This is a genomic window from Pseudomonas sp. 5Ae-yellow (assembly GCF_014077575.1).
In the GTDB taxonomy this organism is placed as follows: domain Bacteria; phylum Pseudomonadota; class Gammaproteobacteria; order Pseudomonadales; family Pseudomonadaceae; genus Halopseudomonas; species Halopseudomonas neustonica.
This window is the reverse complement of sequence record NZ_JACGWE010000007.1, coordinates 85176-100114: the sequence shown is the minus strand read 5'-3', so window position 1 is coordinate 100114 and position 14939 is coordinate 85176. Positions and strand designations below refer to the sequence as shown.

At 59.0% G+C, this 14939-nt stretch carries 13 protein-coding genes; 6 read left to right on the top strand and 7 right to left on the bottom strand.

Going from position 1 to position 14939, the window contains the following annotated elements:
• Positions 1–19: 19 nt before the first annotated feature.
• Positions 20–643: a TetR/AcrR family transcriptional regulator gene (locus H4J77_RS06770; protein ID WP_182247658.1), complete on the bottom strand. Its 624-nt coding sequence runs from the start codon at positions 641–643 to the stop codon at positions 20–22.
• 158 nt (positions 644–801) lie between these two features.
• Between H4J77_RS06770 and H4J77_RS06765 the strand changes: the two genes are divergently transcribed.
• Entirely contained in the window at positions 802–2022 is a 1221-nt protein-coding gene (locus tag H4J77_RS06765; RefSeq protein ID WP_123888066.1) for an acyl-CoA dehydrogenase family protein, read from the top strand.
• Between the two features lie 649 nt (positions 2023–2671).
• Here the strand turns inward: H4J77_RS06765 and H4J77_RS06760 are convergent.
• Both H4J77_RS06760 and purE read right to left on the bottom strand, forming a co-directional pair.
• Positions 2672–3754, bottom strand: a complete 1083-nt coding sequence (locus H4J77_RS06760) for a 5-(carboxyamino)imidazole ribonucleotide synthase (RefSeq protein ID WP_182247656.1) — start codon at positions 3752–3754, stop codon at positions 2672–2674.
• 10 nt (positions 3755–3764) lie between these two features.
• On the bottom strand, positions 3765–4256 hold the full coding sequence (purE, locus tag H4J77_RS06755) for a 5-(carboxyamino)imidazole ribonucleotide mutase (RefSeq protein WP_182247654.1): 492 nt from the start codon (positions 4254–4256) through the stop codon (positions 3765–3767).
• Between the two features lie 310 nt (positions 4257–4566).
• Here purE and H4J77_RS06750 point away from each other — a divergent pair, with 310 nt between their 5' ends.
• A complete protein-coding gene (locus tag H4J77_RS06750) occupies positions 4567–5361 on the top strand; it encodes a hypothetical protein (RefSeq protein WP_182247652.1) in 795 nt (264 codons plus the stop codon).
• A gap of 39 nt (positions 5362–5400) precedes the next feature.
• Here H4J77_RS06750 and H4J77_RS06745 read toward each other — a convergent pair whose 3' ends face one another.
• From H4J77_RS06745 to H4J77_RS06735, 3 genes are all read right to left on the bottom strand, one after another.
• Positions 5401–6108 (bottom strand): carbonic anhydrase, encoded by a 708-nt coding sequence (locus H4J77_RS06745; protein WP_123888070.1) that lies wholly within the window; start codon positions 6106–6108, stop codon positions 5401–5403.
• Between the two features lie 131 nt (positions 6109–6239).
• A complete protein-coding gene (gene oadA / locus H4J77_RS06740; protein ID WP_182247650.1) occupies positions 6240–8045 on the bottom strand; it encodes a sodium-extruding oxaloacetate decarboxylase subunit alpha in 1806 nt (601 codons plus the stop codon).
• A 101-nt stretch (positions 8046–8146) separates the two neighbouring features.
• A complete protein-coding gene (locus H4J77_RS06735; RefSeq protein WP_123888072.1) occupies positions 8147–9562 on the bottom strand; it encodes an acetyl-CoA carboxylase biotin carboxylase subunit in 1416 nt (471 codons plus the stop codon).
• Positions 9563–9816: 254 nt separating this feature from the next.
• Here H4J77_RS06735 and H4J77_RS06730 point away from each other — a divergent pair, with 254 nt between their 5' ends.
• A complete protein-coding gene (locus tag H4J77_RS06730) occupies positions 9817–10752 on the top strand; it encodes a LysR family transcriptional regulator (RefSeq protein WP_123888073.1) in 936 nt (311 codons plus the stop codon).
• Between the two features lie 55 nt (positions 10753–10807).
• Here the strand turns inward: H4J77_RS06730 and H4J77_RS06725 are convergent, their stop codons facing one another.
• Positions 10808–11014, bottom strand: a complete 207-nt coding sequence (locus tag H4J77_RS06725) for a PA3496 family putative envelope integrity protein (RefSeq protein ID WP_182247648.1) — start codon at positions 11012–11014, stop codon at positions 10808–10810.
• 112 nt (positions 11015–11126) lie between these two features.
• Here H4J77_RS06725 and H4J77_RS06720 point away from each other — a divergent pair, with 112 nt between their 5' ends.
• The 3 genes from H4J77_RS06720 (at position 11127) to H4J77_RS06710 (ending at position 14917) form a co-directional block, all read left to right on the top strand.
• Positions 11127–12236 carry a sugar diacid recognition domain-containing protein gene (locus H4J77_RS06720; RefSeq protein WP_182247646.1) on the top strand — a complete coding sequence of 370 codons (1110 nt, stop codon included), beginning with the start codon at positions 11127–11129 and terminating at the stop codon, positions 12234–12236.
• A gap of 174 nt (positions 12237–12410) precedes the next feature.
• Complete coding sequence (locus H4J77_RS06715; RefSeq protein WP_182247644.1) at positions 12411–13769, top strand: GntP family permease; 1359 nt, start codon at positions 12411–12413, stop codon at positions 13767–13769.
• Positions 13769–14917 (top strand): glycerate kinase, encoded by a 1149-nt coding sequence (locus tag H4J77_RS06710; protein WP_182247642.1) that lies wholly within the window; start codon positions 13769–13771, stop codon positions 14915–14917. Before H4J77_RS06715 ends, H4J77_RS06710 begins: the two co-directional genes overlap by 1 nt.
• The last annotated feature ends 22 nt before the right edge of the window (positions 14918–14939 follow it).

Sequence of the window (14939 nt, the reverse complement as noted above, 5' to 3'; positions counted from 1 at the left end):
GTCAAAAGGTATCGGCTCCTTAAGCGTCTGCTTGAGGACCGTTTAGCAGCTGCTGCCAGTGATTGCGGATCGTGGCCAGTGATTCGTCGCCGCCGAGCTGACCGCGGAACAGTAGTACGCTACCCAGCACCGTTGAATATTGGATCAGCGCCATTGCCCGCGCAGTGCCGGGGGCAACCAGGGGTTCAAGCAGCTGCGCGCTCTGTTCGACGCGCGCGTTATCCACAGTAGCAACGATGTTGCGTGCATAGTCGTCGCGCTGCGCGTAGTCGCGGATTGCGAATTCAACCTTCATGCGCTTGAACTCGACGGCCGGTCCCTCAAACATCAGCGTGAGCACCCGATCTACTTCCTGCTCAGGTGAGAGGCTGGGATCTTTACCAGGCTGCCAGTAACGCAGGCCCCGCATGCGCAGGGCCTGCCACTGATCGAGAAACAAGTGGATAAAGCTGCCAAGGTCGTCGAAATGCCAATAGAAACTGCCGCGAGTGACTTTCAAACGTTTGGCCAAGGGCAGCACGCGCAGCTGATCGAAGCCGCCTTCCAGGATGGCCTCGGTCGCGGCATTAAACCAATCCTGCTGACTGAGCACTGCCCGACCTTTGGGTCGGCCACGCGGATTGGCTTTGGCGGGGGCAGGCATGGCAGCACTCTCATGGATAAGACAGAGCAGGCATTATAAGTCAGACGAAGGCGCCGTCATATTGCTTTCCATACACAATTGACAATACACATGTGTATTGAGATCTTGGTTGGCAGGACGCCCATGCGGCGATAGCGAACCGAGTCAGGAGTTAAGCCATGTACCAGCAAACCGAACGGGGCCTGGATCTGCAAAAACGGGTATCGGCCTTTATGGACGAACATATCTTCCCTAATGAGCAGGCCTACGAAGAAGAGATCCGCGCCAACGAGAAGGCTGGCAACGCCTACACCACAGTGAAACTGATGGAAGAGCTGAAGGCCAAAGCGCGCGCTGAAGGGTTATGGAACCTGTTTCTGCCCGAGGCCGAGCACGGCCCGGGGCTGAGTAACATGGAATACGCGCCTTTGGCTGAATTGATGGGCCGGGTACCCGGTATGTGGGCCTCCGAAGTGTTCAATTGCGGTGCCCCTGATACCGGCAATATGGAAGTCCTCGCACGCTACGGCACCAAAGCGCAGCAGGAGCGCTGGCTGACGCCGCTGCTTAACGGCGAGATCCGCTCTGCCTTTGCCATGACCGAGCCGCTGGTTGCCTCATCGGATGCAACCAATATTGAGACTCGTATCGAGCGTGATGGCGACGAGTACGTGATCAACGGGCGCAAATGGTACATCTCGGGCGCTGCCAATGATCGCTGCGAAATTATGGTGGTGATGGGCAAGAGCGATCCAGAACACCCCAATCGTCACCAGCAGCAGTCGATGATTCTGGTACCGATGGACGCCCCTGGCGTTACCGTGCTGCGCGATATGGGGTGTTACGGCTACATGGATCCGCCCTATGGCCACCCGGAAATTCTGTTTGAAAACGTGCGGGTTCCAGCCAGCAATATGCTACTGGGCGAGGGCCGTGGCTTTGAAATCGCCCAGGGCCGCCTCGGGCCAGGGCGTATTCACCACTGCATGCGCGTGATCGGTCAAGCCGAGCGGGCGTTGGCGCTGATGTGTGAGCGTTTGAGTCATCGCGTTGCCTTCCACAAGCCCTTGTCGGAACAGGGCGTGTGGCGTGAGCGCATTGCCGAGTCGCGGATCATGATTGATCAGGCGCGCTTTCTGGTGATGAACGCAGCGTATTTGATGGATACGGCCGGTAACAAGGTTGCAGCCAAGCAAATCGCGATGATCAAGGTGGCGGCGCCGAACATGGCGTGCCAGGTGATCGACTGGGCTATTCAGGCGCATGGCGCCGGTGGTTTCTCATCGGACTTCCCGTTGGCGCAGCTATACGTTTATGCCCGTCACCTGCGCACGGCCGATGGCCCGGATGAGGTGCACCGCAACGCGATTGCCAAGGCGGAGCTTAAGGCTTATCAGTAAGCGTGCTGGCGCAGTAAGGCTCGGTTTGTATTCTCAGTTCTGACGTTCTGATGTTTTTGTCGAGTCAGCTTTTCGCCTTGATGGCGAGCCAAGGGGGGCCGCTTGCCCGGCCCCCCTTAGCAATCCCCCGGGGCACCCGACTGCATGGCCCTTCGGGTCCGCTGCGTTGCTCGATCTACCGGGGACACGCGCAAACTCGCTTCGCTCAGACACCGCGCGCGCCTTTTTCCCGGTAGCTCTGCGCTACTCGCCCATGCAGACGGGGATTTTAGTCCGTGCAATGGTATTGGCCGTAAGGGTGGCTTGCTCTACAAAAAATCTTGAAGCGGGCACATGTATTCGTCCCGTTTACGCGGGCGAGTAGCACAGGACTGATGGGAAAAAGATGGGCGAGGTGTCTGAGGAGCACAGCGACGAGTTTTCGCCCATCCCCGTCAGGCCGAGCAACGCAGCGAACCCGCAGGGCCGCGTAGTCGGGTGCCCCGGGGGATTGCTAAGGGGGGCCGGGCAAGCGGCCCCCCTTGGCTCGCCATCAGGGCGAAAGGCTGACCATGTAAAAACTGCAAAGCTTCGTCTGAACATCTGCGTACAAGTGTGAACAAAAAAGGCGCAACACTCACATGCTGCGCCTTTCTCAATGCCGGCTTGATCAGCCTTCGATCAGCGCTTCTACCTCAGCAATCCGCGCTTTCAGCGTCGCCATATCAGCACAACGCAACGTCGCGTGGCCCACCTTGCGGCCGGCCTTGAAGGCTTTACCGTAGTGATGCAAATGGCATTGCTCGATGGCGGTGACCTCGGCCGGTTCGGGTACTTCACCGATGAAGTTGAGCATCGCGGCTTCGCCCAGAGTAGCGGTGGAGCCCAGTGGCAGGCCAGCGATGGCGCGTAGGTGGTTTTCGAACTGGCTACATTCGCTGCCTTCGATGGTCCAGTGGCCGGAGTTGTGCACGCGCGGGGCAATCTCGTTGGCTTTCAGGCCGCCATCGACCTCGAAGAACTCGAAGGCCATGACGCCAACGTAGTCCAGTTTATCGAGCACCTTGCTCACGTAGCTTTCGGCCTGCGCTTGCAGCGGGTGCGCAGTGCTGGCGATCGACAGCTTGAGGATGCCGTTCTCGTGGTTGTTGTGCACCAGCGGGTAAAAGCGGGTCTCTCCGTCGCGGGCACGCACGGCGATCAGCGACACTTCACCGGTGAATGGCACAAAGCCTTCGAGAATGCAGGGCACGCTGCCCAGCTCGGCAAAGGCGCCGGCAACATCGTCAGGCTGGCGCAAAACTTTCTGGCCCTTGCCATCGTAACCCAGGGTGCGGGTTTTCATAACGGCTGGCAGCCCTATCCGCTTTACTGCTGTGTCCAGATCCGCTTGGGACTGGATGTCGGAAAAGTCGGGGGTAGGGATGCCCAGGTCCTGGAACATCGACTTCTCGAACCAGCGGTCACGGGCGATGCGCAGTGACTCGGCATTTGGATAAACCGGCACGAACTGCGAGAGAAAAGCGACGGTTTCTGCAGGCACGCTTTCAAACTCGAAGGTAACCAGATCGACTTCTTCAGCCAGCTGGCGCAGGTGATCCTGGTCGCTGTAATCAGCGCGGATATGTTCGCCCAGCGCCTGCGCACAGGCATCTGGCGCCGGATCAAGAAAAGCAAATTGCTGGCCCAGCGGGGTGCCGGCCAAGGCCAGCATACGACCGAGTTGACCACCACCGATTACGCCGATTTTCATAGTCGATTCCTCAGGCCTGACGCGGGTCTGCGTTGCTCAGCACGTTTTCAGTTTGTTGGGCGCGAAAGTCCTGTAGCGCCTGGCTGAACTCGGGGTGCTTGCCGCCAAGAATGCTTGCCGCCAACAAAGCCGCATTGACCGCACCTGCTTTACCGATAGCCAGGGTCGCGACCGGCACGCCAGCGGGCATCTGCACGATGGAGAGCAGAGAATCAACGCCGGACAGCATGGAGGATTGGACTGGCACGCCGAGCACGGGCAAGTGGGTCTTGGCCGCGCACATGCCAGGCAGGTGCGCAGCGCCACCGGCTCCGGCGATGATCACTTCAATACCCTTGCCAGCCGCTTCTTCAGCATATTGAAACAGCAGGTCAGGGGTACGGTGCGCCGATACCACCTTTACCTCGTAGGGGATGCCCAGTTGATCCAGCATATCGGCCGTATGGCTCAGGGTGGACCAGTCGGACTTGGAGCCCATGATCACGCCAACCAGTGCGCTCATCTGTTTTGTGCCTCGCTCAGTGTTGCCGCCTGCTGGCGGTAAAAACCAACAAGCCACGGCAGAGAACTGACGTGGCTTGGAGAACACAGACCATGCAGCGCTGAAGCCGCTCGGCCTGAAAAATAGAATCTAGTGCTGGAGTATAACCCGATTGGGGGCAATACAGAATCCAAGCCTGCGCGGGATAGTGACTGCACCACGAACCGGACGGCTTTTATCGGCGCAGTCTGGCAAGGCCGAGTGCATACAGGCACAATTCCCGGAGTGGACCAGTTGGTCAAAATACACATGAACTTAAAGGAATAGCCCCATGCGTCGTACCTGGATGTTGGTATCGGCAGGCCTACTCAGTGTGCCGGTCAGTGCGCTTGAACTCGCCAAGTATCCGTTGGCATTCAGTGGTGAGCGTGGATTACAGGTCCAGCTGGCGCCCAGTGCCGATGGTGACCAGGCGCTGTTGCAGGTAACCGGCGTCAACAGCCCGATTGATGAGGTGGTGTTTCTGACGCAAGTGCAGGATCGAGGACAGAAAACGCTGGCCTACCGCACAACCTATGACGGTGAGCAGCGAGCCCTGGTGGTCAAGCGCGAAGACTGGGGTCGTGAGCAGTACTTCCTCTACCTGCCAGGTGAAGGCGAGCGGTCGCTGGTGCCGGATAGCGATTTGGCCAAGAGCGTCAGGCCACAGGCGTTGGAGGCGCTATATGAGCAGCAATACAGTGATGGCGTGCACGCCGAACTGGCCAGGTTCAAGCGCGCAGTGCATCAGCAGGATGCAACAGCCGCGCTGGCCGCCAAGGACGCTGAGGCCCAGCAGGACTGCGGTAGCACGGTCAGCACCGAGGTGTATTGGTCGCAGATTAGTGATGAGCAGCTACAGCAGCTGAGTATTGCCGGTTACTGCGGCGAGGTGGTCAGCCAGATGGCAAGCATTTGCCGTGCGGACGCCGACTTCAAGACCAAGGCAGCGACTATTCAGACCGTCAACTGCACCTTTGGTGACGAGTTGAAGTTGCGTCATGAGGGTGGCGCAATGTTGTTCAGTACCGAGCGCAACGCGCCCAATCAGGGCGACTTCATTAACGCTTATCTACGTAACCTCTGAACCGGCTAAGCCGCAGACATCTAGCCTGCGGCTGCTATGTCAGCGCTTGGGTGATACCGGGTAGCGTGCACGTGGCGTAGCCATAGGTATGGGGCCGTCGCCGATCTCGCGAAACTCGCCGGTATCTGCATCATAGGCGCGGATCTGGGCTGTTTCGATATCGTAGACCCAGCCGTGGATAAACAGCTCGCCACGGGCGAGGCGGGAGGCGACCGAGGGATGCGTAGCCAAATGCTGTAGCTGGGCCACCACGTTTTCTTCGGTCAACATGCTGAGTTTGTCATCGCCGCAGCCGCAGTTGTCTTCTACCACGATCTTGGCGACTTCCGCGTGACGCAGCCAGGATTTCACCGTGGGCAGGGCTTCAAGCTGGGCGGGGTCGAGTACGGCTTTCATCGCGCCGCAGTCGGAGTGGCCGCAGACGATGATGTGATGCACGCCGAGGGCCGCGACCGCAAACTCGATGGCGGTAGAAACGCCGCCCATCATCTGTCCATAGGGCGGTACGACGTTGCCTACGTTACGCGAGACAAAGAGGTCACCTGGGGCGCTTTGGGTGATCAGCTCGGGAGCAACACGTGAGTCGGCACAGGTAATAAACATGGCGCGTGGAGTCTGTTCAAACGCGAGTTTCTTGAACAGTTCCTGTTGCTCGGGGTAAACCTCGTGGCGAAACCGGTTGAAGCCGTCAACAATCTGCTGCAACGCTTCTTCGGCAGTTTCGGTTTTTTTCGGGTCGTTATTCATGTCGCAGTCTCAATCATCAGGTTGGGCTGTACAGGTAGACGATCAGTGTCTGTCAAACGGCACCAGCGTTACAGCGCTGCCGGTGCCGCTCTCGGGTTGCCGGTATCATCGCCGGCCACATTGCTGACGAATCAGGCTTCGATTTCGATCAGGATCTCGCCGGGATTGACGCGATCACCTTTGGCTACATTGACCGCTTTTACGGTGCCGCCAATGGCTGCCTGGATCTCACTTTCCATTTTCATGGCTTCGCTAACCAGTACCGCCTGACCGGCTTTTACGGTATCGCCAACCGCGACCAACACATCCACCACATTACCCGGCATGCTGGTGGTCACATGGCCCGGCTCACTGGCCTGCTTGCGCTTGCTTCCGCCGTCGCCGACGAAGGCGTTGAGCGGCTCAAACACGGCTTCTTCCGGCATGCCATCCATGCTCAGGTAGAAGTGACGTTTGCCATCACCTTTGACGCTGACACCGGTGATATCCACGCGGTAGGACTCGCCGTGTACATCGATGATGAACTCGGTCGGTACGCCTTCGCTGCTGGCGGCGGGTGCACTTTCGCCCGGCGGTGGCAGCAGTACTTCCGGCTTGAGTGTGCCGGCTTCGCGTTCTTCAAGGAATTTGCGCCCGATATCCGGGAACATCGCGTAGGTAAGCACGTCTTCTTCAGTTTTTGCCAGCTCGCCGACTTCGCCGCGCAGACGGTCCATTTCTGGCTTGATCAGATCTGCCGGGCGCACGTCGATAACATCTTCGCCGCCGATGGCCTGACGCTGCAGTTTCTGGTTGATCTTGCCAGGTGCCTGACCGTAACGACCCTGCAGGTAGAGTTTAACTTCGTTGGTGATGGTCTTGTAACGCTCGCCCGCCAGCACGTTGAACACCGCTTGGGTGCCAACAATCTGCGACGTTGGCGTCACCAACGGGGGAAAGCCAAGGTCTTCACGCACCCGAGGGATTTCCGCGAATACGTCCTGAATGCGGTCCAGTGCGCCTTGTTCTTTTAGCTGGTTAGCCAGGTTGGACATCATGCCGCCTGGTACCTGGTTGACCTGTACGCGGGTATCGACGCCGGTGAACTCACTCTCGTACTGGTGGTACTTCTTGCGTACGGCGTGGAAGTACATGCCGATTTCCTGCAGCAGCTCCAGATCCAGACCGGTGTCGAATTCGGTGCCCTTGAGTGCGGCAACCATGGATTCGGTGCCCGGGTGGCTGGTGCCCCAGGCCATGGAGGAGATAGCGGTGTCGATATGGTCGGCGCCGCTCTCGATTGCCTTGAGCTGGCACATGGCAGCCAGACCAGCGGTATCGTGCGAGTGGATGAACACCGGCAGGTCGAGTTCGGCTTTTAGTGCTTTCACCAGCTCACCGGTTGCGAAGGGAGTCAGCAGGCCGGCCATGTCCTTGATGGCGATGGAGTCGACACCCATCTCGGCCATGGCCTGGGCTTGTTTAACAAAGGCTTTGACCGTATGCACCGGGCTGGTGGTGTAGGCGATGGTACCCTGGGCATGCTTGCCGGCGGCTTTTACCGCTTCGATGGCAACGCGCAGGTTGCGCACGTCATTCATGGCATCAAAGATGCGGAAAACGTCGATACCATTGGCGGCCGCTTTGGCGACGAAGGCGCGAACGACGTCATCGCTGTAATGGCGATAGCCGAGCAGGTTCTGGCCACGCAGCAGCATCTGCAAACGGGTATTCGGTAAAGCCGCGCGCAGTTGGCGCAGGCGCTCCCAAGGATCTTCCTTGAGGAAGCGCACACAGGCGTCAAAGGTCGCGCCGCCCCAGACTTCCAGCGACCAGTAGCCAACCTGATCAAGCTTGTCGCAAATGGGCAGCATGTCTTCGGTACGCAGACGGGTGGCCAACAGCGATTGGTGGGCGTCGCGCAGTACGGTATCGGTTACGGTGATACGTTTACTCATTTCTCTCATCTCCTGATGAGCTGGAAGCCTGAAGCTTAAAGCTGGAAGTGCGCTTTACGCGGACTGCTTCCAGCTTGTTGGCTTCCGGCTTCAAGCTAAATTCATAGTCCGGCGTGCGCAGCAATCGCGGTAGCGATGGCCAGGGCCAATTCTTCGGGTTTGCGTTTTACTGAATAGTTCAGCAGTTCCGGGTGCGCTTCAACGAAGCTGGTGTTGAACACGCCGCTACGAAATTCGTCATTGCGCAGAATTTCCTGGTAGTAGGGCGTGGTGGTCTTCACGCCCTGCAGACGCATGTCATCCAGCGCACGCAGGCCACGATCCATCGCCTCTTCCCAGGTCAGCGCCCAGACAATCAGCTTCAAACACATGGAGTCGAAGTTCGGCGGAATGGTGTAGCCGGTGTAAATTGCCGTATCCACCCGCACACCTGGGCCACCAGGGGCGTAGTAGCGGGTAATCTTGCCGAAGGAGGGGAAGAAGTTGTTCTTCGGGTCCTCGGCGTTGATACGGAACTGAATGGCAAAGCCTTGATGGTGAATATCTTCCTGCTTGATCGACAGCGGCAGGCCCGAAGCAATGCGGATCTGTTCGCGCACTACGTCGATGCCGGTGATCTGCTCGGTAATGGTGTGCTCGACCTGAACGCGGGTATTCATTTCCATGAAATACACTTCGCCTTCGGCGAGCAGAAACTCCACCGTGCCGGCGTTCTCGTAACCCACCGCCTGCGCCGCTTTCACTGCCAGATCGCCGATATAGGCGCGCTGTTCCGGCGTTAGCTGCGGGCTGGGTGCGATCTCGATCAGCTTCTGGTTGCGCCGCTGGATTGAGCAGTCACGCTCGAACAGGTGCACGGTGTTGCCGTGACTGTCGGCGAGGATCTGCGCCTCGATGTGCTTGGGATTGACGATGCACTTCTCAAGGAAGATGTCAGCCGAGCCGAAGGCCTTGGTAGCCTCGGAAATAACCCGTGGCCATGCCTGTTCGAGTTCGGCCTTGTCGTTGCAGCGACGAATACCGCGACCGCCCCCACCGGAGGTTGCCTTGAGCATCACCGGGTAACCCACACGCTCGGCTTCGCGCAGCGCTTCGGCCATATCGGCCAGGTTATCTTCGGTGCCCGGAGTAACGGGTACACCTGCAGCAATCATGCTGCGGCGGGCCTGGGTCTTGTCGCCCATGCGGGTAATGACATCACCTGAGGGGCCAATAAACTTGATGCCGCGCTCTTTGCAGATGTGCGCCAGCTCAGCATTCTCAGAGAGGAAGCCGTAACCGGGATGCAGTGCATCACAACCGGTTTCGACGGCCAGGTTGACCAGTTGGCGTGGGTTCAGATAGCCCGCCAGGGGATCACTGCCCACATTGTAGGATTCGTCGGCACGTTTGACGTGCAGGGCGTAGCGGTCTGCGTCGGTGTAAACCGCGACCGAAGTAATGCCCATCTCTGCACAGGCGCGAATGATGCGAACCGCAATCTCGCCGCGGTTGGCAATCAGAATTTTCTTGATCACGTACGCTTTCCTCGTGGTGGTGATCGAGTGGTTGCTCGAAAACGTTTGCGTATCACCGCGCCGGTGCGTGGCCGGCGGGTAATACATTGCAAAATATTTCTCCAGTTACCCTAGGCGCGTTGCCGGCGCATGTGAAATGAATAATATTTGGCTTATCTATAAGTAATTGCTTATAGATAAGCTTTGAGCCATTATTTTCGTGGGCTGCGGGCCCGTTGCGGTCTCTTTTAATCCATCAATCAGGTTAGACCATCATGCGTAAGTCCTTACTGCGAATGACGTTGCGCCAGTTGCAGGTGTTTCGTGCGGTCTGCGAAAGTCGTTCGTATAGCCGCGCGGCTGAGGCCATGTCGTTGACCCAGCCGGCAGTCAGTCTGCAGATTCGTCAGTTGGAAGAGCAGGTCGGCCTGCCGCTATTTGAGTATGTTGGACGTAAGCTCTATTTGACTGAGGCGGCCGAATCCTTGATCAGTGCCAGTGACGATATCTTTGATCGTCTCGATAGTCTGGAGATGAACCTGTCCAGCCTGCAGGGCAGCCTGCGTGGCGAGTTGCGGCTGGCCGCGGCGAGCAGCATTCAGTATGTATTACCACATGTGCTGGCCGCCTTTCGGCAACGCTTTCCGGATATCAGTTTTCGTGTCGAGGTAGCCAGTCGCGCCCAGATTATTCAGCGCTTGGCTGATAACCGTGATGATGTGGTCTTGATGGGGCTGGTGCCGGAGGATCGAGCGCTGGAATTCTTCCCGGTTCTGAATAATCCGATTGTCGCGGTCGCCGCGCCGGATCATCCGCTGGCGGGTCAGCAGCAGCTGCCGCTGTCCACGCTGGAAGCCGAGATGGTACTGCAGCGCGAGGCGGGCTCCGGTATTCGTAAAGCCTGCGATGAGTTTTTGCAGCTCAAGCGAGTGCATCTGCAGCAGGTGATGCAGCTGGGCTCGACCGAAGCGCTGGTGCAAGGGGCAATTGCCGGGCTGGGTGTGGCCATGGTGCCGGGGCACGCAGCGGCACCCTTTATCCGACACGGCGAACTGGTTTGCCTGAACATAGCCGAGCTGCCGCTGATGCGCAGCTGGTGTGCGGTGCACGCCAGGGGCAAGCGTCTGAGTCCGGTTGCCGAGGCCTTTCTTGGCTTTTTGCGCGAGGAAAGGGCGCTGATTCGGCAGCTCGCGGAGCCTTTTGAGCCTTAGCACTCAACCTGAATAGTCAGAGCGCTTGCTTAGCGTGTGGCGTATATGCCGCGAGCTATTGCAGTCGTTGCGACCGGTGGTCATCGGTATGACCCATTAGCTCGGGAAAGTCGCAGACGCTCGCCTGCAGGCTCTGGCTTTCGCGGTAGTCTTCGATGGCTCGGCGGTAGGACATGCGTCGCTTGTCTTCCTGGCGTCGCCGCTCGCGTCGCACGTTATTACTGGAGCTGCTGTCACTAAGGTAATCTGGATTCAGGGCCATGGGGCTATTTCCCGTATCAGTGAATATCTGGCAACGGGAGCTATGATGAAGCAGAGGCCATGACGTGTTTATGACAGCAAAACACCGTCTGTCGACTAATGAGGAGTAGCGGATGTTCGAACTGGACCGGCACCTGGCGCAGGATATTGTTGATCGTGCCATGGCGATCCTTCCCTATAACATTAACGTGATGGACCGCCAGGGTCTGATTATTGGCAGTGGCGACAGCAGCCGTATCGATACTCGGCATGAAGGCGCACAGCTGGTACTCGCTAACCAGAGGGTAGTAGCGCTGGATGAGCAGGCGGCAGCGTGTTTGCAAGGGGTCAAGCCGGGAATCAATCTGCCGTTGCTGCACGCCGGCAGGCTGGTCGGTGTGCTCGGTATCACGGGTGATCCGGCCCAGGTTAAACCCTTTGCCGAGCTACTGCGTATGACTGCCGAGATGCTGGTCGAGCAGCGGGTGTTGCAGGCTGAGCAACATTGGCGCGGTCAGCAGCAGGAGGCCTGGCTGGTTAATTTGCTGGATTGCAGTTATCCGGTCAGCAGTCTGCTAGATGATGCCGAGCGCCTGCGTATGCGCTGGAGCTGGCCGCTGCAACCCTGCGTTATATCGCTGTCACCGGAGACGGATCACCAGCACGCGCAGGGGCAACTGGTTACCCAGATGCGCGCGCGGCATCCCGCTGACATCTTGCTCCCGTTGGGCCTGCACGATGTGCTCTGGCTGCGCAGCGGCAAGTCTCACGCGCCCAAATTGAGCTGGTTGGAACAGGTCGACAAACGTGATTGGCCGGTGGGTCGCTTATTGCTGGCTGAGGCGGTCGGCAATCTTGCGGACTTGCGCGAAGCGACCGAAGCCTTGCTCAATTTACGCGATTACGCCCAGGACCTGCGCCTATCAGAGCGCTTGATTCGGTTGAATGACTACCGCTTGGCGGTGCTGCTGCATCACTTGCAGCCTTCCTGGACCGTGTCTCAGTTGCTGGCACCCCTTGAGCTGTTGCGGCAGGCGGACAGCAATGGCCAGCTGCTGCTGACCTTGCGGGTCTGGTTGGCGCATAACGGTCACGCGCAGAGTTGCGCCGCGGCGCTGGCAATTCACCGCAACAGCTTGCGCTACCGTCTGGAACGCATCGCCGAGATTACCGGATTAAATCTCGACTTGATGGCGCACCGCTTGCTTTTGAGCATCGGACTCTCGCTTTTGCCAGAGCAGTAGGATGATCGAGGCTGTGCAAATGCCCATATAGGGCGCGTTAATTAGCCAGGTATGTTGTGCGAATGCATAGGGTAATTGTCTTGCGAGTGGGCAACAATGCTCTCTTGGCTCCGCCCAATAGCGGTTATAGCCCTCTCACCCATACCGCCACACACAATAAAAAGGAGTTCAGCCATGGGCCTCGTCCTGATTCTGGTCGCCCTGATCGCGTTTATCGTATTGGCTACCGCCCGACTTAAACTACATCCCTTTCTTGCCTTGCTCGGTGCTGCCCTACTTGCAGGCTTCGCCTATCAGGTGCCGACCATGGAGATCGTCAAAACGATCACCTCGGGCTTTGGCGGCATTCTCGGTTATATCGGTATCGTCATCGTGCTCGGTACCATCATCGGCGTGATTCTAGAGCGCAGCGGGGCTGCCATCACCATGGCAGAAACTGTGATCAAGCTGCTGGGCGAGCGTTTCCCGACGCTAACTATGTCGATCATCGGTTATCTGGTCTCGATCCCGGTGTTTTGTGACTCCGGTTATGTGATCCTCAACTCGCTGAAAAACGCGCTCGCAGCACGCATGAAAATCTCGGTCATTGCCATGAGCGTGGCCTTGGCGACGGGTCTCTATGCTTCCCACACTTTTGTACCGCCAACCCCTGGCCCGATTGCTGCAGCGGGTAACCTGGGGCTGGAGAACAACCTGGGACTGGTGATTCTGGTGGGTCTGGTGGTGTCCATGGTGACCGCACTGGCGGGGATGCTTTGGGCTAACCGCTTTATCGGTAAGGATATTGAGCTGGTCGATAATGGCACCCACGTGATGGACAGCGAAGACTACGAGCAGATTCGCGCCAAGTACGGTGTGCTGCCCAGTGCCACCAAGGCGTTTGCCCCCATCTTCCTGCCGATTGGCCTGATTTGCCTAGGTACCCTGGCCAACCTGCCAGCCAAGCCGGTGGGTGAAGGTATTCTCTACACCGTGTTGGCCTTCCTTGGTCAACCGGTGGTGGCGCTGGCTGTCGGCTTGGGTCTGGCGTGCACCCTGTTGCGTTCGGATAACAAGCGTGAAGAGTTTCACGAGCGCGTGGTTGAAGGCATTCAGGCCGCTGCGCCTATCCTGCTGATCACCGGTGCTGGCGGTGCTTTCGGCGCCATGCTGAAGATTACCCCGTTGGGTGATTACCTGGGCGCTACGCTGTCGGCGCTGGGGATTGGTCTGTTCATGCCGTTCATCGTATCTGCTGCGCTCAAGTCGGCGCAGGGCTCAACTACCGTCGCGCTGGTCACCACCTCGGCATTGGTTGCGCCGCTGCTTGGCCAGCTCGGGCTCGACAGTGAAATGGGTCGGGTGCTCTGTGTCATGGCTATCGGCGCGGGTGCGATGACGGTTTCGCACGCCAACGACAGCTTCTTCTGGGTGGTTACGCAGTTCAGTCGCATGAGCGTGAGTACCGCTTATAAAGCGCAGACCATGGGTACGTTGATGCAGGGCATTGCCGGCATCATCACCGTTTGGCTGCTCAGCTTGGTGTTGCTCTGATGAAATTGGTTATTGCTCCGGATTCGTTCAAGGAAAGCCTTTCTGCCAGCGCGGTCGCGCAAGCCATTGCTAGTGGCTGGTTGCGGGTTTATCCCGATGCAGAGGTGCTGTGCTGTCCGATGGCCGACGGCGGTGAAGGTACCGTCGATGCGGTGCTGGCGGTGACCGCCGGTGAGCGGCGCGAGTGCACGGTTGCGGGCCCGCTTGGGGCTCCGGTGCAGGCGCACTGGGGCTGGTTGCCGGATCAGCAGGCAATGATTGAAATGGCGGCAGCCAGCGGTCTGCACCTGGTCCCGGCAGCCGAACGTGACGTGCGTCTGGCCAGCAGTTATGGCACCGGCGAGTTGATTCGCGCGGCGCTTGATGCCGGTGCGCGGCGCATCGTGCTGGGGCTGGGCGGGAGTGCGACCAATGATGCTGGCGCGGGTTTGCTGCAGGCGCTGGGTGTGCGCTTTCTGGGTGCTGATGGTAACGAGCTGGCGCCCGGTGGCGCGGCGCTGGCGCGGCTGCAACACATTGACCTGACCGGGTTGGACACACGTCTGGCGCAGGTTGAGGTGATGGTGGCTGCGGATGTGGATAATCCCCTCTGCGGACCCAAGGGCGCCTCGGCCATCTTTGGCCCGCAAAAGGGCGCAACTTCGCTGCAGGTAGCACAACTGGACCGCGCGCTGGCGCACTTTGCTGATGTGATGGCTGCAACGCTGGGTGATGATGTGCGTTATCACCCCGGTGTCGGCGCGGCCGGAGGACTGGGCTTTGCTGCCAAAGCGGTACTCAAGGCGCAGTTTCGTCCCGGCGTTGAGCTGGTGGCCGAGCTGTGCGGACTGGCGCAGATGCTGCGCGACGCCGATCTGGTGATTACCGGTGAGGGGCGGCTGGACGGTCAGAGCCTGCATGGCAAGACGCCGGTTGGCGTTGCACGCCTGGCGCGCAGTGTCGGCGTGCCGGTGATCGCACTGGCGGGTAGTCTGGGCGAGGGCTACCAACGCTTGTACGCTGAGGGCATCGGCGCTGCCTTCAGCCTGGCTCCCGGCCCGCTGACTCTGGAGCAGGCAATGCAGGATGCCGGCGCCCAGCTTACCGCCAGGGCAGCGGACCTGGCGCGACTTTGGCAGATAGCGGGCGCGGCGACCGCGCGCGACTAGTCGACCACAACGTCTCGGGTAT

Coding starts and splice junctions, on each gene's coding strand:
- H4J77_RS06715 (WP_182247644.1), top strand. CDS start 12,411: ATGGGCCTCGTCCTGATTCTGGTCGCCCTGATCGCGTTTATCGTATTG.
- purE (WP_182247654.1), bottom strand. CDS start 4,256: ATGAGCGCACTGGTTGGCGTGATCATGGGCTCCAAGTCCGACTGGTCC.
- H4J77_RS06725 (WP_182247648.1), bottom strand. CDS start 11,014: ATGGCCCTGAATCCAGATTACCTTAGTGACAGCAGCTCCAGTAATAAC.
- H4J77_RS06730 (WP_123888073.1), top strand. CDS start 9,817: ATGCGTAAGTCCTTACTGCGAATGACGTTGCGCCAGTTGCAGGTGTTT.
- H4J77_RS06745 (WP_123888070.1), bottom strand. CDS start 6,108: ATGAATAACGACCCGAAAAAAACCGAAACTGCCGAAGAAGCGTTGCAG.
- H4J77_RS06750 (WP_182247652.1), top strand. CDS start 4,567: ATGCGTCGTACCTGGATGTTGGTATCGGCAGGCCTACTCAGTGTGCCG.
- H4J77_RS06710 (WP_182247642.1), top strand. CDS start 13,769: ATGAAATTGGTTATTGCTCCGGATTCGTTCAAGGAAAGCCTTTCTGCC.
- H4J77_RS06765 (WP_123888066.1), top strand. CDS start 802: ATGTACCAGCAAACCGAACGGGGCCTGGATCTGCAAAAACGGGTATCG.
- H4J77_RS06760 (WP_182247656.1), bottom strand. CDS start 3,754: ATGAAAATCGGCGTAATCGGTGGTGGTCAACTCGGTCGTATGCTGGCC.
- H4J77_RS06720 (WP_182247646.1), top strand. CDS start 11,127: ATGTTCGAACTGGACCGGCACCTGGCGCAGGATATTGTTGATCGTGCC.
- H4J77_RS06770 (WP_182247658.1), bottom strand. CDS start 643: ATGCCTGCCCCCGCCAAAGCCAATCCGCGTGGCCGACCCAAAGGTCGG.
- oadA (WP_182247650.1), bottom strand. CDS start 8,045: ATGAGTAAACGTATCACCGTAACCGATACCGTACTGCGCGACGCCCAC.